Here is a 17,090-nt window from a genome sequence, read left to right as displayed (position 1 = left end):
GGAGGGACAGTAGGCGTAGGACGCACCGGCAACGGATCGAGTCATGATGAACGCGCAACCGGGTAAGGACCTTGTCGGCGAGCCGGGTCGCCCCAACCTCAGCACGCCCGTCCCACCGTCGACGGGGGAGGTGCCTTCCACACGGCGGGACGCGCAGCGCCGGAACCGTCAGCCCCTGTCGCCGTTCGCGCTGGGGTTTTCGGTAACCCTCGGCGCAATTGTTGCGCTGGGTCTGGTGATGTCGCTGGTGGCGATGTCGTCAGTGGTGTTCACCGTCTTCGCCGCACTGTTCATCGCACTGGCCCTCAACCCGCTGGTCAACCTGCTGACGCGGGCGGGCCAATCGAGGGGCAGGGCGATCTTCGTCGTCGCCCTGGGATTTGCCCTGCTTGCCGGCACCACGCTGGTCCTCGTGCTGCCCCCATTGATCCGGCAGGCACTCGCGCTGGCCCGTGCACTGCCGGGCAGTATCGACAGGTTGGCGGACCAGCCCGTGGTACAGAGCCTGAATACCTTGACCAACGGTGGTGCCGATGCTGCGATTGACTGGCTCAACGAGCTGGTCGGTCAACCCTCGTTCTGGGCCGTCGTCGCCGGCGGCGCGTTGGCGATCGGCGGAGGCATTGCCGGCGGGGTGTCTTCCGCGTTCTTCACCGCCGTGCTTACCCTGTACTTCCTGGCCTCGCTCAAAAGTATGAAGCGGGGTTTCTACTCGCTGGTCAGCCGGTCCAAACGCCATACCACCATCTACCTCACCGAACAGATCACCGACTCCATCGGACGCTACCTAGGCGGCATGGTGGTGCTCGCTGCGATCAACGCCGGGTTCAGCCTGATCATCCTGACCCTCACCAGGGTTCCCTACGCAGGTCTCATCTCGTTTGCGGCGTTCTTCATCACGCTGATTCCCCTGATCGGCACGGTGGTAACAACCGTTTTCATGAGCATCTTCGCGTTCCTCAGTTCGCCCGTCTCGGGCCTGATCGTGCTGGTAGCGATGCTGGTGTACATGCAGGTCGAGGCGTACATCCTGACGCCGAAGGCGATGGGTAAGGCGCTGCACATTCCAGGGGCTACCGTGCTGATCTCGGCCACCGCCGGGGCCGTGCTGATGGGGTTCATCGGGGCGCTCATCGCGACCCCAGTGGCAGCGGCGATCACCCTGATCGTTCGCCGCGTGGTGGTTCCGCGGCAAAACGCCCACTAGGCGGGAGCAGGCGAGAACGGGTAAATGTCGGCGTCGGCACCGTGCACCACAAGGTAGGAGGATTCAGGGACCTCCTGCCACGCGCCCTCAAGGTCTCCCAACGGTTCGGACACTATCAGGCGGGCGTCGTCGGACAGGCCTTGCAGCAGTTCGTGGGTCGGATGGAGGGCACGAAGCGCCGACATGTCGGTGCTTCTGAAGAGCGAACGCGACCTCCCCTCGGTGGAGTACCGGAAAGCCCACGTCGTTTCACCGTCCGTCACCGCGACCGTCATCTGCAGGGGATGCTCAACGACGTAACTCCGGCCGATCTCCTCGATCCGGTGGACCGCTCGTGCCACAGCCCGGGGAGGGTCGTCAGTGAGCCCAAAGGTCAGCGCAAGGTAGAAGAACAGCTCGGAATCGGTGGACCCCTCGATCAGGGGGAAAAGCTCCGGAGCGATGTCCAGGGTCATGTCACGCTTGATCTTCGGGAAGTCGTTGATCAGCCCGTTGTGCATCCACAGCCACCGGTCGTAGCGGAACGGGTGGCAGTTGGTCTGCTGGACCGCGGTACCGGTTGAGGCCCGGATGTGCGCAAAAACCCGGCCCGACCACGCAAGAGCTGAGAGTTCGCGCAGGTTGATGTTGTTCCACGCGGGATCGGTGCTGTGGAAGAGGCCTGGGCGGGGGAGCGTTGAATACCAACCGATGCCGAAGCCGTCCCCGTTGATCGCTTCCGCTCCCAGTCGCGAATGCTTGCTCTGCATCACCAGGGAACGCTCGGGTTTGTACAGCAGGTCCTCCAGATTGACGGGTGTTCCGGAGTAGGCAATCCAACGGCACATGAGTCCACCTTTCCGGCCTCATCTCACCACGGGCTGGTCAGGTCAAGGCTCACCCGTCAGGGGTGAGCCCTGACGGTAGGACGTAGGAAGCGGCGTCGGCGGTGATCACCGCCGGTGATTCCGGATCGGTGTTGTCGATCACGAGGGTTGCCCTGGCCGCGGGATTGCACAGCGCGAAATAGATCTCCTGGCCACCTACGTATCGTCGCATCCCCGGGTGGCCGGGATCGGCAGGGGAGCCATCGCGGACTGCCATCCGCCGGGCCGTTACCTGGAAGGGGACATCGAGGAACACCGAAAAGTCCCAGGAGCGCACCACCTCATCGCGGTGCAGGAACAGACCGTCCAGGATGACGATGGAACCCGGTGGGGCGAACTCGCAGGGCGGGGTGACCGGTGCATCGGAGAGAAGGTCGTGGGCGGCAGGACGGAACCATCCCGAGCCGCCGGGGGCCAAAGGGTCAAGCACACGCTCGTGGAGGCTCCGGTAGTCATAGGAATCGAGCCAGAACCCGTCAGGGGACGAGGGTCCGAGCCGATACCGAAGACCCCGGCGGTGGTGGAAGTTGTCCAGACTGACCCGCGCCACGGTCTGGCCCTGCAATCGCAGGTACTCCGCAAGCACATCGGCGAAGGTGGTCTTTCCCGCGCCGTCCACCCCGTCGATGCCCACCAAGGTGCGCCGGGTGCCCGCAGACGGTGTGATGGCCGCAGCAATTCCCGCGAACACCGTCGCGACAGACCCTACTCCCACCGTTCCACAGTCGTTGCGCGGGGGATGAGCACCGGCTTCAGGAGGACCGATTCGGTCTCCTCACCATTGATCCGCCGTTGCAGCGCGGCGAAGCTGAGCTCTCCCATCTCGGTGAGCGCCGAGCGGACGGAGGTCAACGGAACCGGCAGGTTGGCGGCCAGATCGACGTCGTTGTAGCCCACCAGGGCCACATCCTCCCGCAGGTGTTTCCCGACGGCGCGAATGGCCCCCATGGCGCCAACCGCTGTCAGGTCGTCCACAGCGAAGATTGCCGACGGCGGGTGCTCAAGGCTCATGAGCTGGTCCCCGGCGAGCCTCCCCGCCCGGGCACCGAAACCGGAGTTCACCACGTAGTGGTCCTCGATCGGGTACCCAGCAGCCTCGAAAGCGGTCCGGAAGCCCTGGGTCCGCTGCAAGCCGGTGCTGGCCAGGAGGTCACCGGCGATCACTCCCACCCGTTGGTGTCCCAGCGACAGCAGGTGTTCGGCCGCAAGGCGGCCACCGAGGTGGTCGTCGGTGGTCACTGACAGATGGCCCTCGAGTTTACGCATCACCAGGACGTACGGCACACCTCGCTGCTGCAACTCGAAGGCAGCGGTGTCTCCGATGTGCGAGTCTCCGATGATCACGCCATCGAGCCGGCGGGACAGCAGGGCATCCAGCCGGCCGCGCCGACGAGCCGGGTCATCAAGGGTATTGGAGACGACAGTGGTGTACCCGGCAGTGCCCGCCGCGGCGTCAATGCTCTCGTAGATGGTGGCCAGGACCAGGTCGGTCAGGCGGGGCACCAGAACCCCGATCAGTCGGGAACTTCCGGTGCGGAGCGCTGCCGCTCCGACGTCGCGGTGGTACCCCAGCATCGCTGCCAGCTCCCGGACCCGACGGACGGTGTCTGACCCCACCCCTGAGGGATCCTCGCTGAGGGCGCGCGAAACGGTTGATACATGGACCTGGGCATGCCGGGCAACGGTCGCCAGCGTTACCGGTCTCTGGCGCTCAACGCCTGTCAGATCAGCGATAGCTTTGCCCCTTTCACTTCTATAGCGCAGTCTACGGCCACGTGCAGTCGTCAGCGCAATGGTTTGCGCGAACCTGTCCCTACGCGCAACGGAAGGAATCAGGGGCGAGAAGTTAATTCCCTCGAAACCTTGACGTAACGAGGCCTGAGTAGTGTGATGTAGACCATATTCGTACGAGCGTTATGTGTTTGCAACGGTTTGCAAACGATTGCACAAGCAGTTCGTATTCCACCGACCAAGATCGACGAAAGGCCTTCCTTTGCACACTTCGAGCCACACGATCGAGGCAGCCGAGCGGCTGGGAGCGGGAATTACCGAGATCTCCGACTACCGTGAGGCCTCACGGCCGGGGTGGACCCGCGATGTGTTCAGCGAGGCCTACCGCGAGTCCCGGCAGTGGACAGTTCACCGCATGAAAGATGCCGGACTCGAAGTGCACACCGATGGTGCCGGCAACATCGTGGGCCGGCTTCCCGGAACCAACCCCAATGCCCCCGCTCTCGTCACCGGTTCCCACACGGACACGGTCGACGGCGGCGGCCGGTTTGATGGAATTGTCGGAGTCTTGGGGGCGCTCGACGCGGTACGGCAGCTGCGGGAAGGTGGCACCTCACTCACCCGGGACCTCCTGGTGGTCGATTTCTTCGGCGAGGAATCCAACCCCTATGGACTGAGCTGCCTCGGCAGCCGGGCTGCGGCCGGCGAGCTGACCGCCCAGGACCTGGACCGTACCGACTACCGGGGAGTCACCCTCGGTGAAAGCTATTCACGCTTCGGTCTCGACCCGGCGGCCACCCTGAACTCCCACTGGGCCCGCAGGACCGGATTGCACGCGTTCCTCGAACTGCACATCGAACAGGGCCCCACCCTCGAGCAGCGTGGGCTTCCCCTCGGGATAGTGACGGGCATCGCGGGAATCCAGCGGCTCCTCGCGGTCTTCACCGGTTCACCCGACCACGCCGGGACCAGGCCGATGACCGACCGCGCCGACGCCATGGTTGCCGCTGCCGAAGCGGTCCTTGCCGTCCGACGGGAAGGATGCGGAGCGCCCACCCACGGCGTAGCCACCACCACCCGCCTCGAATCCGAGTCCCGCTCACCCAACGTGGTTCCCTCACTGGTCAGGATGACCAGCGAGGTGCGAAGCGTCGACGCCGACTGGCTCTCCGGCGTGAAGGGCCGCCTCGCCCAGGAAATTCTCGGCCAGGCCAGCCACCACGGTGTGGACGTCGACTTCACCTGGTCAACTGACAACGAGGTGGTCCACACCCACCCGGGTGTCCACGACACCGCAGCGCGGGTCGCCGACACCCTGGGCGTCCCCTGGATGCCGGTTCCCAGCGGCGCCACTCACGACGCAGTCCACATGGCGACCCTCGCGCCGATGGGCATGATCTTCATCCCCTCCAAAGCCGGCAAGAGCCACTGTCCCGAGGAATGGACAGACTTCGCCGATGTCGCGACGGGTGTGACAGCCCTGACCCAAACACTCATCGCCCTCGACCAGACAACACTCACCGGCCATTCCTAGACCATCCCCGCCAATGATCCGTCCCCCTTTCCCCCTGGAGCAGTCATGAAAACCGCAGTCATGCCCGGAGGATCCACCGATATCCTCGCCATCGCCAACATTCCCATCCTGTGGATCCTGGCGATCGGTGTTTTCGGAGCGATCATCCTTCAATCAGTGATCTACATGCGCGCAGCCCAGAAGGCTGGTCCCTCGGCCAACATCTCGCAGGCCGAGCTGAAGACCTCGTTCAGGGCTGGCGCCGTGGCAGCGATCGGACCCTCCCTCGCGGTGGTCCTGGTCAGCGTCGCGCTCCTGACCCTGTTCGGAACCCCTGCAGTACTGGTCCGGATCGGCCTGGTGGGATCCGCTGCCACCGAGTCGGCGTCGGCATCGCTCGCCGCGGCCACCATGGATGCCACGCTGGGCGGTCCGGACTACACGCAGGCGGTCTTCGTTGTCGCTTTCATGGCCATGAGCATGTCCGGCGCCATGTGGATGATCGCCACCCTCGCCCTCACCCCGCTGCTGAAGCGGGGAGACTCCAAACTGCGGCATGTCAACCCGGCACTGATGGCCATCGTGCCCGCCGCCGCGCTCATCGGTGCCTTCGCCAGCCTGGGCATCGCCGAGCTCGGGAAAACCCCGGTGCACATCATCACCGTGATCGTGTCGGCCCTGGTGATGGGTATCTGCCTCTTCCTCGCCAAGACGCTGTCCGCCGCCTGGCTCCGGGAATGGGGCCTCGGCATCGCCATCCTGGTGGGCCTCGCGGTCGCCTATTTCGCCCACACCGCCGGCCTCGCTCCCGCAGCGGCCTGAGCAGCACCCTCCACGAAAGGAACATGCCATGAGCTTTACAGCCACTGCTGAACAGACCGCCGCCGTCGACCAGTTTGACCGCACCACGTCCCGCTGGGGACGCATCACCATGATCATCGCGCTCGTGTTCTCCCTTGCCGCCCCCATCTACCTGGTCCTGTTCACCGACCTGGGCATCACCTCCGGGATGATCTGGACGGCGTTCTTCGCCGTCGCTGCCGCGTTCTTCGTCCTCTGGTTCGTCGAGCCGATCACCTACTACCCGGTCCTCGGCCCGGCCGCCATGTACCAGGCGTTCATGATCGGCAATATCGCCAACAAGCTGCTTCCCTCAGCCCTGGTGGCCCAGGCCGCAGTGGGTGCAAAGGCAGGAACCAAGCGCGGAGAGTTCTCGGCTCTGATGGCCATCTGTGGGGCCGCTATGGTCCATGTCTTCTCGATGCTCCTGTTCGTCGGAGTGCTTGGCACCTGGCTGGTCAGTATCATTCCCACCGATATTGTCGACGTCGCGCGGCTCTACATCTTCCCGAGCATCATCGGCGCCGTCCTGGTGCAGCTCATCGTGACGATGAAGCAGCCCCGGGTGACGGTGATCGCCGTCGTCGTTGCCGTCGTCGTCCTGTTTGTCCTGGTGCCCGCCGTTCCCGCCCTCGCGAAGCCAGCCACTGGCATCGTGGTGCTGCTGACCGCGGTGCTCGCCTGGTTCCTGCGGTCCAGGAACTCCGACGCCGCCGCCGTCCAGGAACACCCCGGCATCTAGTCCGCCGTCCTCACCACCACCTCCACGATAGGAACCCCATGACCACCGAGACCACCTCGCTCGAACTGTCCGCCGATCACCGCACGGCCATGCACGAGCTGTACCGTCATCTGCACGCCCACCCGGAACTGTCCATGCAGGAAACCCAGACCGCCGATTTCATCCTGAAGGCACTCACCGACCTGGGAATCGAAGCGTACCTGTGCGGCGGAACCGGCGTCGTCGGAGTCCTCCGCAATGGTGAAGGCCCGGTGGTCGGCTTCCGCGCCGATACTGATGGCCTGCCCATGCAGGAGGACACCGGCCTTGACTACGCCAGCCAGGCGAGGGGGCACCTCGCCGACGGGACCGAGGTGCCGGTGATGCACGGGTGCGGTCATGACACGCACATCACCGCAGCACTGACGGCGGCGAGGCTGCTCAGCGAGGGGCTTCAGACCTGGTCGGGCACTGTGGTGTTCATCTTCCAGCCGGGTGAGGAAACAGCCGCCGGGGCCAAAGCCATGGTGGAGGACGGAATCTGGGACAAGGCACCTAAACCCGAGGTGATCTACGGCCAGCACGTCTGGCCGGGCCTCGCCGGGACGGTGAACATCAGCCGCGGCACCGCGATGGCCATGGCGGACTCCTGGAAAATCACCGTCCAGGGCCGGCAGGCGCACGGGTCCCAGCCGGATCAGTCGATCGACCCGATCGTGCTCGGCGCCCACATGGTGGTGCGGATCCAGACGATCGTCGCCCGGGAAGTGCACCCGATGAAGTCGGCGGTCGTCACGATCGGCACCTTCCACGCCGGGCTGAAGGAGAACATCATCCCTGACACCGCCGAGTTCTCGGTCAACGTGCGCACCTTCGACCCCGAGGTGCGGGAGCGGGTGCTTGATTCCCTCCGCCGCATCATCAAGGCGGAGGCCGACGCATCCGGCGCCCCGGCGCCGTCGATCGAGGAAATCTCCAGCTTCCCGGAGTGCTACAACGACCCCGACACCACTGATGCGCTGATCAAAGAGTTCCACCTGACGCTGGGCGAGGACTCAGTCAACGAGGTTCCGCCGGTCATGGGCAGCGAGGACTTCGGCTTGTTCGCGACGGCCATCGGGGTGCCGTCCGTGTACTGGATGTTCGGCGCCTACAACCAGGAACGGCTCGACGCCGACACGCCCCTTCCCGGCAACCACTCGCCGCACTTCGCCCCCGACATCGAACCGACCCTCACCACCGGCGTCCGTGCCGCCATGACAGCCATCCTCTCGAAAGTTGCGCGATGACCGGCGGACCCATGGATCTCTCGGCGACGGCGCTCACCGGCGCGATCCGCCGTCGTGACATCTCTGCCCGGGAGGCGCTCGAGGCGCACTTCGCCCGGATCGACGCGGTAAACGCGAAGATCAATGCGGTCATCACCCAGGACCGGGACGGCGCACAGCGGCTGGCCGCGGCAGCTGATGAGCTGACGGCGTCGGGGGTCGACCTGCCACCACTGCACGGCCTGCCGATGACCCACAAGGACACCAACAACACCAAGGGGATGCGAACCACCCAGGGGTCAGTGATCTTCAAGGACCATGTGCCGACGTTCGACGACCTGCTGATCGGCCGGCTGAAGACTGCCGGGGTGGTGACCACCGGGAAGACGAACGTACCGGAGTTCGCCGCCGGATCGCACACGTTCAACGAGATCTTCGGGACCACCACCAACCCATATGACGCCACTGTGAGCGCCGGAGGGAGCAGCGGGGGAGCCGCCGCCGCGATAGCGGCCCGCATCCAGCCGCTGAGCGACGGCAGCGACATGGGCGGGTCGCTGCGCATCCCGGCTTCGTTCTGCAACATTGTGGGCTTCAGGCCGTCAGTGGGCGTCCTGCCGATGTCGCCCACCCGCAACGCGTGGGCCTGGCTGGGGCGGACCGGGCTGATGGCCCGCGACGTCGAGGATATCGCCTTGGGGATGAGCGCGGTCGCCGGCGCGCATCCTGATGTTCCCTACCCCTATCCGCTGGGCAGCAAGCGGTTCAGCGACCCGTTGCACAGGGATCTCACCGGCCTGAGGATCGGCTGGTCGCCCGACTTTGGGTTGGGGGTCCCCGTGGAGAAAGAGGTGCTGCGCGTTCTGGAATCCCAGCTGCAGGTCTTCGTGGACCTGGGCGCGACCGTCGAGGAGGCGGCGCCCGACCTGCGGGACGCTGATCAGGTCTTCGGCATCACACGGGCGTTCGATTTCCTCCTGGCCTATGGGACGCTCCTTGAGAAGCACGGGGAGGTAATCAAACCCGAGGTGCAGTGGAACGTGGAACAGGGCAAGGCGTTGACCGGCCGCGATCTGGTCGATGCCGCGCTTGCCCGGACCCGGTTGGCCGGGAAGGTGGCCGACTTCTTCACAAGGTTCGATGTCTTCGTCAGCCCGGTGGCCCAGGTGTTGCCCTTCGACGCCACGCTGCGCTACCCCACAGCGGTTGAGGGCGTCGAGTGTGAAACCTACCTCGACTGGATGCGGTCCGCCTGCCTCATCTCGGCGACGGGACTTCCCGCGGTCTCGGTCCCCGCCGGTTTCAGCACCACCGGGCTCCCGGTTGGTCTGCAGCTAACGATGCCCCACGGAAGGGATGTTGACCTCTTGCAGGTGGCGTACGGGTTCGAGCAGGCCACTGGTTACGCGAAGCAGGCGCCAACCCTCTGATCCGTCTGTCCGGCAGGCCCGCCTCGCCCCGATCCGAAGGGGGGAGGCGGGCCGGTCTTAAGCCTCATCCGATCGGACTAGACCGGGCGGGGGAGTCGGACCCCCGTGCCCGCTGACTACACTGGCATCCATGATCGATTCCGTGCGCCCAATACTGCGAAGGCGCGACCGGTGAACCTCCTCGCATGGCTCAGGCTCCACACCGTCGACAGTGACGACAACCGGTGGGAACGTCCCGGCCCCACCCGGGAGGAGCTGCGCAGGGATGTCCTCGGGGTGCTCGTCTTTGCTTTGGTCAGCGCCTTCACGCTCGAACTGACTCGCGGATTCGGGATGGTCACCGAGGACAGCCACCCGGTCTGGGTTCAGCACCTGGTGCTCGCGGGCATGATCCTGCCCCTGGTGCTGCGCCGGAAGTACCCGGTGATCGTCATGCTGGTGATGTCCACCCTGTTCATCCTCCTAAGCCTGCTCTCGCCCCTGGTGTCGCTCCAGCTCTCCTATCAGGTGGCCTACTTTGCGTCCCTCTACTCAGCCGTCGCCTGGGCCAGAGATCGGAGAACCTTATGGATCTGCACCACCGTAGTGGTGGTTGCGATGACCCTGTGGATTATCCTCGGCCTCACGGTGGCGAACACGTTCGATGGCATCCTCGCCCAGTACGAGGACAACCCCGAGTTCACCGGCGGAATCTTCGAGCCACTCACCTCGGTGGCGCTGTACAACTTCGTTGTGAACTTTGCCTATTTTGGCGGCGCCATCCTCGCGGGCATGTCCTCCTGGCGCAACGCGCTCCAGCGCACCCAGCTGGCCGAACAGGCAGTGCTACTCAGCGAGCAGGCGGAAGAACTGGCACGGCGGGCCGTTGTGGAGGAGCGCCTGCGCATCGCCCGTGAACTGCACGACGTCGTCGCGCACCATGTCTCGGTGATCGGGGTGCAGGCTGGTGCCGCCCGCCGGGTGATCGACAAGCGCCCTGACGTTGCAGTCGAGTCACTGCGCACCATCGAACAAGCCAGCCGCCAGGCGGTGACCGATATGCGCAACCTCCTGGGTGTGCTCCGCTCTGAAAGCGCCGAGCCCGGCACAGCGAATGACGGGGGCCGGCGTCCCGAGCCCGGACTCGACGACCTCGAGGAGCTGGCCCGCCAGCACCGGGAGCTGGGGCTCACCGTCAGCTTCGGCCGGGTGGAGGACATTCCCGGCGCGCTCGCCGAAATCTCGGCGCCGCTGGCCCTCTCGCTGTTCCGCACGGCCCAGGAATCCCTGACCAATGTGCGGCGGCATTCAACTGCCGGGTCAGCGGTAATGACCCTGCGGACCGGACGCGCGGGGGAGCAGCGGTGGGTGGAGCTCGAAACAGTGGACAATGGGATGCCACGCGCCACTTCCGAAACCGGGTCCGGGTTTGGTCTGCAGGGAATCCGTGAGCGGGTGGCCCTTCACCGGGGCACCGCGGAAATCGGACCGCGCTCGGAGGGCGGCTGGCGGGTTCGCGCCAGATTCCTGCTCCACTGATCATCTGTACCACGTGCTGAATTAACTGCTGAAGGACACCCATGGATTCCATCCGCGTGCTGCTCGCCGACGACCAGGCCCTGGTCCGGGCAGGGTTCGCCACCATGCTCTCCATTGAGGACGACATTGAGGTGGTGGGACAGGTCACCAACGGTCAGGAAGCCGTGGACTTCGCCAGCCAGCACGACGTCGATGTCATCCTGATGGACGTCCAGATGCCGGTGATGGACGGCATCCAGGCTACTGAGCTGATCACCCGGGCGCACCGGGGCAGGGTCATCATCCTGACTACTTTCGAGCGTGAGGACTATCTGTTCGACGCGATCCGCGGCGGTGCCAGTGGTTTTCTCCTGAAGAACGCCGACCCTGATGACCTGATCGCCGCCGTGCAGGCTGTCGCCGGAGGGTACGCGCTGCTCGCCCCCGAGGTCACCGTCCGGGTGATCGAGCGCTTCGCCAAATCCCTTGAGGCTGCAGGAACGACGCCGGCAGCCCAGCCGAGCAGCGAACACCGTAAACGCCTCGATTCCCTCACCCAGCGGGAGAAAGAAATCCTCGCCAGCCTGGCCACCGGCCTCAGCAACGCCGAACTCGCCAGCAAGTTCTTCCTCGCTGAGGCCACGGTGAAGTCCCACGTCTCCTCACTCCTCGCGAAGGTCCAGGTGCGGGACAGGGTGCAGGCAGTGGTCTTCGCCTACGAGAGCGGACTCATCCGTCCGGGGGAGTAACAGGTTCAGCCTTTTGGCTCATCCGGTGCGTTGCCCTGCTGCCTAGGCTTGACTCCAGGAAGACAACCAGGAGGAAACAATGCTGCAGGTCCAGAACCTCACGCGGCGCTTCGGCGAGAATCTCGCCGTTGACGACGTGAGCTTCACTATCCCGTCCGGGAAGATGACCGGTTTTGTCGGCGCCAACGGGGCGGGCAAGACCACCACCATGAGGATGATCATGGGGGTGCTCACCGCCCACGGCGGCGAAGTCCTGATGGACGGCAAGCCCATCACCGCCAGTGACCGGTCCACCTTTGGCTACATGCCTGAAGAACGCGGGCTCTATCCCAAACAGCCGATCCTCGACCAGCTGGTCTACCTCGGCCAGTTGCACCGGATGACCCCCTCCGACGCCCGTGCCCAGGCGCAGGACCTGCTGGACCGGTTCCAGCTCGGCGGCCGCGGGAAGGACAAGCTTGAGTCCCTCTCCCTCGGCAACCAGCAGCGCGTCCAGATTGCCGCATCGCTGCTGCACCGGCCGACAGTCCTGATCCTCGATGAGCCGTTCTCCGGACTTGATCCGGTCGCGGTGGACTCGATGGTCGAGCTCCTCCGCGATCGCACCGCCCAGGGCGTCCCCGTGTTGTTCTCCAGCCACCAGCTGGATCTCGTCGACCGGTTGTGCGACAACCTGGTGGTCCTGCAGCAGGGCCGGCTTGTCGCATCAGGCTCGGGCGAGGAGCTCCGGGCGTCGGCACCCCGTCGTCACCGGCTGACGGTCACCCCCGACGCCGGGTGGGTCCGCGAGGAAGCAGGGGTGCGGGTCATCGACGTCGCCGGCCAGGATGCCGTGGTGGAAATCGACAATGATGACACCGCGCAACGCCTGCTCGCCACAGCCATGACCCGAGGGAGCGTGCACGAATTTAGCCGGATCAGACCAAGCCTGAGCGAAATCTACCGGGAGGTTTCCCAATGAGCACCGAAACACGTGTCAAGGATCGTGACGGGAGCGCACCTTCATCGCAGGATGCGCGCCCCCGGTCCACGGGGACGCAGCCGCCCTGGCTGATCGTGACCCTGCGGGAAGTCATGATCAAGGTCAGGGACCGCAGTTATGCGATCAGCACCCTGGTCACCCTGGTGTTGATTGTTGGCGGTGTGGTCTTCAACGCCTTCATGATGAACCGTGGCGACGACTTCTCTGTTGCGGTCCAGTCGGATTCCGCCACAGCAGTGGTCCAGCTCGCCGATGAGGCGGGTCAGGCCAACGACGGCAACGTCACCTTCACCGCCGTCGAGGCGGACTCCGATGACGCCGCAGTAGAACTGGTACGGGCCGAGGAAGCCGATGCGGCGCTGCTGCAGGGGTCCGACGGCGCCTGGCAGCTCACCGGGAAAACCGAGATCGACTCAGGAATCACCCAGCTTGTGGGCGAGGCGCTGAACGCGTTTGTCCTGGAAAGCAATGCCGCAGCTGTCGGCACGACAGCCGAGCAGCTGCTCTCCGGCGCCGAGCTGGAACAGATACTGCTGGAGGGCAGCGCTGAAAACCAGTTGCTTGCCACCATCGCCGGCTTCGTTTTCAGTTTCCTGTTCTACATGGCGTCGATCATCTTCGGCATGGCGATCGCCAACTCGGTGGTCGAGGAGAAGCAGAACCGGGTCGTGGAGATCCTGGCCACCGCCATCCCGATCCGTCAGCTGCTGTATGGAAAGGTATTGGGCAACACGATCCTGGCCATGGTCCAGCTGGCCCTCTACGGCGGCGCCGCGTTGCTGGCGCTCAACCTCACGGACACCGCTGACCTGGTCGGCAGCATTATCCCTGCCTCCGGCTGGTTCCTCGTGTTCTTCCTCTTTGGGTTCCTGATCCTCGCCGCCATCTGGGCAGTACTCGGGTCCCTGGCGAGCCGGCCCGAGGACCTGAACAACAATTCGACTCCGGTGATGGCACTGATCTTTGGTGCACTCTTTGTCGGGTTGTTCGCCTCGGGCCAGTTCCTGGTGATCGCCTCCTACATCCCGGTGGTGTCTTCAGTCGCAATGCCGATCCGGGTGCTGAACTCTCCCGTGGCACTGTGGGAACCTTTGCTGTCACTGGTGATCGCACTGGCCGCGGCCGTCGCACTGCTTCACCTCGGCGAGAAGATCTACCGCCGGGCAGTCATGCAGGGTGGCGGAGCGCTGAGCCTACGGAAGGCGATGAAGCTGGAACAGTAGTAGCCAGTCAGGGAATCGAAGTGGTCTTCGCCGGGTCGGCTAGGGCGCCCAGGTGGAGACCACTTCGATGATCGAATACCGTTTGGCTGCCTCGGTGTCCTCAGGGCTCAGTCCCACGGGGACAGCCATCACTCCGTAGTCCCCGGGTTCAAGATCGGCTCCGAGGCTGATTTCGAAGGTGTAATTGCCGTTGGCATCGGCGTAGGTAACCGGGTAACCAATCAGCGAATAGTCACTCTGAACGGGTGTGAAGATCACCTTGATCTCCGCCCCCGGCGCATAGCCCGAGCCGGCGATGTTCCAGGTGGTACCCACATGGCGGACTACCCGCTGGCCATCCCAGGTGGAAACCAGTTCCAGGTCGTCATAGCTACCCGACAGCCCGGGAATCGGAGGCTCTGAGGTTTCAGTGATCGGCTCCTCGCTAGGCTCCTCGGTTGGCTCAGCCTCCATGGTCGGCTCGGTGATTGGAGCAGGAGTAGCCTCAGCTGTCGGTTCTGGCGTGGTCGGCTCAGTAGTTGGTGCGGGAGAAGCTGCTGCGGGCTCAGCGGTCGGTGCCGCAACGGCGGAGTCTTCTGGACTCGATGCGGTGCTTGGCGACACCGTCGCCGTCGCTGTCGGGGACGCGCTCGCGTCTGAGTCAGTTGCCTCGGCCGCGGGCCCAACGTTGGCGGCGCACCCCGTCAGGAGGAGGGCGGAGATAGACAGGGCAAAAAAGGGCGAGAGCTTCTTCACGGGCGGTGCTTTCAGTGAGACGGTGAGTAGATGTCTTGGACATTACAGACGCGACGCGCTATCTGACAGCACAACTTGGTTACGTGGTCGAACCGTTATACAGCGATTCTGACGGCGTCCGGTTCGAGGCCGGATTTCACCGATCAGTCAGCTGAGGAACTGTCCCTGACAGTCGTCGAATATTCGTAGCCCTCCCGGACCAGGCGGGCCAGAATGTCCAGATCAACGTCGGCAAGTTTGTTGATATAGATGCACGAACTTCCCCGCTTGTGTTTGCCAAGTTCGGCGAGCAATCGTTCTGAGTCATCGCCATAGCTGAGCCCGTACAGCACCAGGTTTGCTGAGCGCGGCGAGAATCCGACGGCGAGCGCATCACCGGTCCGGCCCGAGTCATACCGGTAGTGGTAGTGCCCAAAGCCCACCATTGTGGGTCCCCACATGACGGGAACCTGACCGGTTGCCGACTCCATTAGCGTCAGCAGGGTCTCCGCGTCCTTGCGCCGGACGGGATGTGCAACGGCCGCGACAAACTCGGTGGGGTCTGCGCCCGTCGGGCCAGTGGGGGAATCAGCCATCGGTGATCGCTTCCACCGGGTCAGCTCAGGCACAGGCAGAACGGATGCCCGGCGGGGTCGAGGTAGACACGGAAGGTCTCTCCGGGCTGGACGGCGGCCTTGGTACCACCCAGCCCCAGCACCACTGACTCGCCATGATCGAGGTCCTGCACCATCAGGTCGAGGTGCATCTGCTGCGGCGCGTCCTGCCCGGGCCACTCCGGCGCACGGTAGTTCTCCACCGATTGGAACGAGATGCAGTTGCTTCCGTCGTCCGGGCGGATATCCACCCATCCGTCATTGACGTCAGAGCGCCAACCAAGGATTTCGCCGTAGAACGCTGCGAGCGACGAGGCGTCGGGACAGTCGATGACCACACTGGGGTAGCGCGCAATTGCCATGCCGGAATCCTACTGCCAGGTACGGCGAATATGAAGGCATAACCCCGGAAGTAGCGGTGAAAAGATAACAGGGGGTTGACAAATAAACTAAATGTTCGCGATTGAGGATCTTTTTACGCTCGTAGGGGTTACTCTGACAGAAGGAGCCGAAGAGCCAAGTGCCCTTCGGACTCTAGTCTCGCTTGATCATCTCGCATTGTGTCTACTCTCTCTCGTGACCTAAATCGAGATCGTTCGCTGTGGATGTGGCCATGGCGAGGGTCGCGCTCTTGGGCGCACTCTCGCTGCTGAAAGGCATCCACATGAGCACTAGTCATTCCCACAGAAAAAATGGCAACTTGGCAATCCACAAACGCGGGCTGTGGTCGGCGTCGTCGCAGCCACCACCGCTGGGTTCATGGTGCTCCTGGGGGCACTTACCGGACAGCCAGCTGCGTTTGCGGCCGACGCTCCTCTGCTGGGCACCGCGGCAAACTATTCGGTACTTGCCGGCACCACGGTCACCAATACCGGGGCGACGACCCTTAATCGCAGGCTCGGGCTGAGCCCGGGAACGTCAGTCACCGGTGCCCCTGTCTCAGCCGGAGAAGACATCGCGAACCCTGCGGCCGTCCAGGCAAAATCGGACCTTGACACCGTCTACAACAACGCGGCCCTTGAACCGAGCACCGCCAGCGTGGCGGCGGAATTGGGTGGGCTCACCCTGGTGGAAGGCGTGTATACCAACGCTACGGCACTCGGACTCAATGGGGCGCTGACCTTGAATGGCCAGGGCAACCCCAACGCTGTATTTATCTTCCAGGCCGGATCGACCCTCACCACCGGTTCGAGCAGCAGCGTCCAGTTCATCAACGGGGCCCAGGCCTGCAACGTTTATTGGCAGGTCGGTAGCTCGGCGACCCTTGGCTCCGGCTCAGCTTTTGCGGGGACCATTCTGGCGCAGACCTCGATCACTGTGAATAGTGCTTCGACTATCGACGGGCGTGCACTGGCCCGCGATGGTGCTGTAACCCTGAACAACAACGTCTTCACCAGCTCGGAATGCATCACGGCGACCGTCCCGCCGACGACGACGCCCGTCCCATCACCGACGACGACAACCCCGGTGCCATCACCGACGACGACAACCCCGGTGCCATCACCGACGGTGACGACGCCGGTTCCCACTCCTACGGTGACCACCCCGGTGCCTACACCTACGGTGACGACGCCGGTTCCCACTCCTACGGTGACCACCCCGGTGCCTACACCAACGGTGACCACCCCGGTGCCTACACCAACGTTGACCACCCCAGTTCCTACGCCGACGCTCACGACGCCCGTTCCCGCACCAACCGAGACCACACCGGTGCCGACCCCCACCACCACCACCC

17 protein-coding genes are annotated in these 17,090 nt (G+C 64.4%); 11 read left to right on the top strand and 6 right to left on the bottom strand.

The window, feature by feature from the left end:
* Positions 1–43: 43 nt before the first annotated feature.
* Positions 44–1,207, top strand: coding sequence for an AI-2E family transporter (locus tag HMI57_RS07205; RefSeq protein WP_171585274.1), 1,164 nt, complete (start codon positions 44–46; stop codon positions 1,205–1,207).
* On the opposite strand, the gene HMI57_RS07200 is transcribed toward HMI57_RS07205, so the two are convergent.
* Genes HMI57_RS07200 through HMI57_RS07190 form a run of 3 tightly spaced genes read right to left on the bottom strand, consistent with a single transcriptional unit; the run spans position 1,204 to position 3,765 of the window.
* On the bottom strand, positions 1,204–2,034 hold the full coding sequence (locus tag HMI57_RS07200; RefSeq protein ID WP_171585273.1) for a class II glutamine amidotransferase: 831 nt from the start codon (positions 2,032–2,034) through the stop codon (positions 1,204–1,206). The genes HMI57_RS07205 and HMI57_RS07200 overlap by 4 nt on opposite strands.
* Positions 2,035–2,083: 49 nt before the next feature.
* Positions 2,084–2,788, bottom strand: coding sequence for a uridine kinase (locus HMI57_RS07195; protein WP_346655155.1), 705 nt, complete (start codon positions 2,786–2,788; stop codon positions 2,084–2,086).
* On the bottom strand, positions 2,779–3,765 hold the full coding sequence (locus HMI57_RS07190; protein ID WP_228720993.1) for a LacI family DNA-binding transcriptional regulator: 987 nt from the start codon (positions 3,763–3,765) through the stop codon (positions 2,779–2,781). The genes HMI57_RS07195 and HMI57_RS07190 overlap by 10 nt, the downstream gene beginning before the upstream one ends.
* A gap of 301 nt (positions 3,766–4,066) precedes the next feature.
* Between HMI57_RS07190 and HMI57_RS07185 the strand changes: the two genes are divergently transcribed.
* From HMI57_RS07185 to HMI57_RS07145, 9 genes are all read left to right on the top strand, one after another.
* On the top strand, positions 4,067–5,338 hold the full coding sequence (locus HMI57_RS07185) for a M20 family metallo-hydrolase (protein WP_171585272.1): 1,272 nt from the start codon (positions 4,067–4,069) through the stop codon (positions 5,336–5,338).
* 45 nt (positions 5,339–5,383) lie between these two features.
* Positions 5,384–6,139 carry a DUF5058 family protein gene (locus tag HMI57_RS07180; RefSeq protein ID WP_171585271.1) on the top strand — a complete coding sequence of 252 codons (756 nt, stop codon included), beginning with the start codon at positions 5,384–5,386 and terminating at the stop codon, positions 6,137–6,139.
* Positions 6,140–6,167: 28 nt separating this feature from the next.
* Positions 6,168–6,899 carry a hypothetical protein gene (locus tag HMI57_RS07175; protein ID WP_171585270.1) on the top strand — a complete coding sequence of 244 codons (732 nt, stop codon included), beginning with the start codon at positions 6,168–6,170 and terminating at the stop codon, positions 6,897–6,899.
* A 38-nt stretch (positions 6,900–6,937) separates the two neighbouring features.
* On the top strand, positions 6,938–8,167 hold the full coding sequence (locus HMI57_RS07170) for an amidohydrolase (RefSeq protein WP_171585269.1): 1,230 nt from the start codon (positions 6,938–6,940) through the stop codon (positions 8,165–8,167).
* Positions 8,164–9,576, top strand: coding sequence for an amidase family protein (locus tag HMI57_RS07165; RefSeq protein ID WP_171585268.1), 1,413 nt, complete (start codon positions 8,164–8,166; stop codon positions 9,574–9,576). The genes HMI57_RS07170 and HMI57_RS07165 overlap by 4 nt, the downstream gene beginning before the upstream one ends.
* Positions 9,577–9,747: 171 nt before the next feature.
* Positions 9,748–11,094 (top strand): histidine kinase, encoded by a 1,347-nt coding sequence (locus tag HMI57_RS19520; RefSeq protein ID WP_171585267.1) that lies wholly within the window; start codon positions 9,748–9,750, stop codon positions 11,092–11,094.
* 41 nt (positions 11,095–11,135) lie between these two features.
* On the top strand, positions 11,136–11,822 hold the full coding sequence (locus HMI57_RS07155; RefSeq protein ID WP_171585266.1) for a response regulator transcription factor: 687 nt from the start codon (positions 11,136–11,138) through the stop codon (positions 11,820–11,822).
* Between the two features lie 79 nt (positions 11,823–11,901).
* Positions 11,902–12,783, top strand: a complete 882-nt coding sequence (locus tag HMI57_RS07150) for an ATP-binding cassette domain-containing protein (RefSeq protein ID WP_171585265.1) — start codon at positions 11,902–11,904, stop codon at positions 12,781–12,783.
* Positions 12,780–14,027, top strand: a complete 1,248-nt coding sequence (locus HMI57_RS07145; RefSeq protein ID WP_171585264.1) for an ABC transporter permease — start codon at positions 12,780–12,782, stop codon at positions 14,025–14,027. The genes HMI57_RS07150 and HMI57_RS07145 overlap by 4 nt, the downstream gene beginning before the upstream one ends.
* Before the next feature lie 39 nt (positions 14,028–14,066).
* Here the strand turns inward: HMI57_RS07145 and HMI57_RS07140 are convergent, their stop codons facing one another.
* The 3 genes from HMI57_RS07140 to HMI57_RS07130 all read right to left on the bottom strand — a co-directional run bounded on the left by HMI57_RS07140 (position 14,067) and on the right by HMI57_RS07130 (position 15,717).
* Complete coding sequence (locus tag HMI57_RS07140; RefSeq protein WP_171585263.1) at positions 14,067–14,762, bottom strand: hypothetical protein; 696 nt, start codon at positions 14,760–14,762, stop codon at positions 14,067–14,069.
* A 143-nt stretch (positions 14,763–14,905) separates the two neighbouring features.
* Positions 14,906–15,337, bottom strand: a complete 432-nt coding sequence (locus HMI57_RS07135; RefSeq protein ID WP_171585262.1) for a DUF1801 domain-containing protein — start codon at positions 15,335–15,337, stop codon at positions 14,906–14,908.
* A gap of 20 nt (positions 15,338–15,357) precedes the next feature.
* On the bottom strand, positions 15,358–15,717 hold the full coding sequence (locus HMI57_RS07130) for a VOC family protein (RefSeq protein WP_171585261.1): 360 nt from the start codon (positions 15,715–15,717) through the stop codon (positions 15,358–15,360).
* 361 nt (positions 15,718–16,078) lie between these two features.
* Between HMI57_RS07130 and HMI57_RS07125 the strand changes: the two genes are divergently transcribed.
* Positions 16,079–17,090: ice-binding family protein (locus HMI57_RS07125; RefSeq protein WP_346655154.1), on the top strand; the 1,012-nt coding region annotated here is incomplete at its 3' end.

Source organism: Arthrobacter sp. 260 (genome assembly GCF_013116745.1).
Lineage (GTDB): Bacteria > Actinomycetota > Actinomycetes > Actinomycetales > Micrococcaceae > Arthrobacter_D.
Note: the sequence above shows the minus strand (reverse complement) of the source record. Positions and strands in the feature narration are given on the sequence as shown.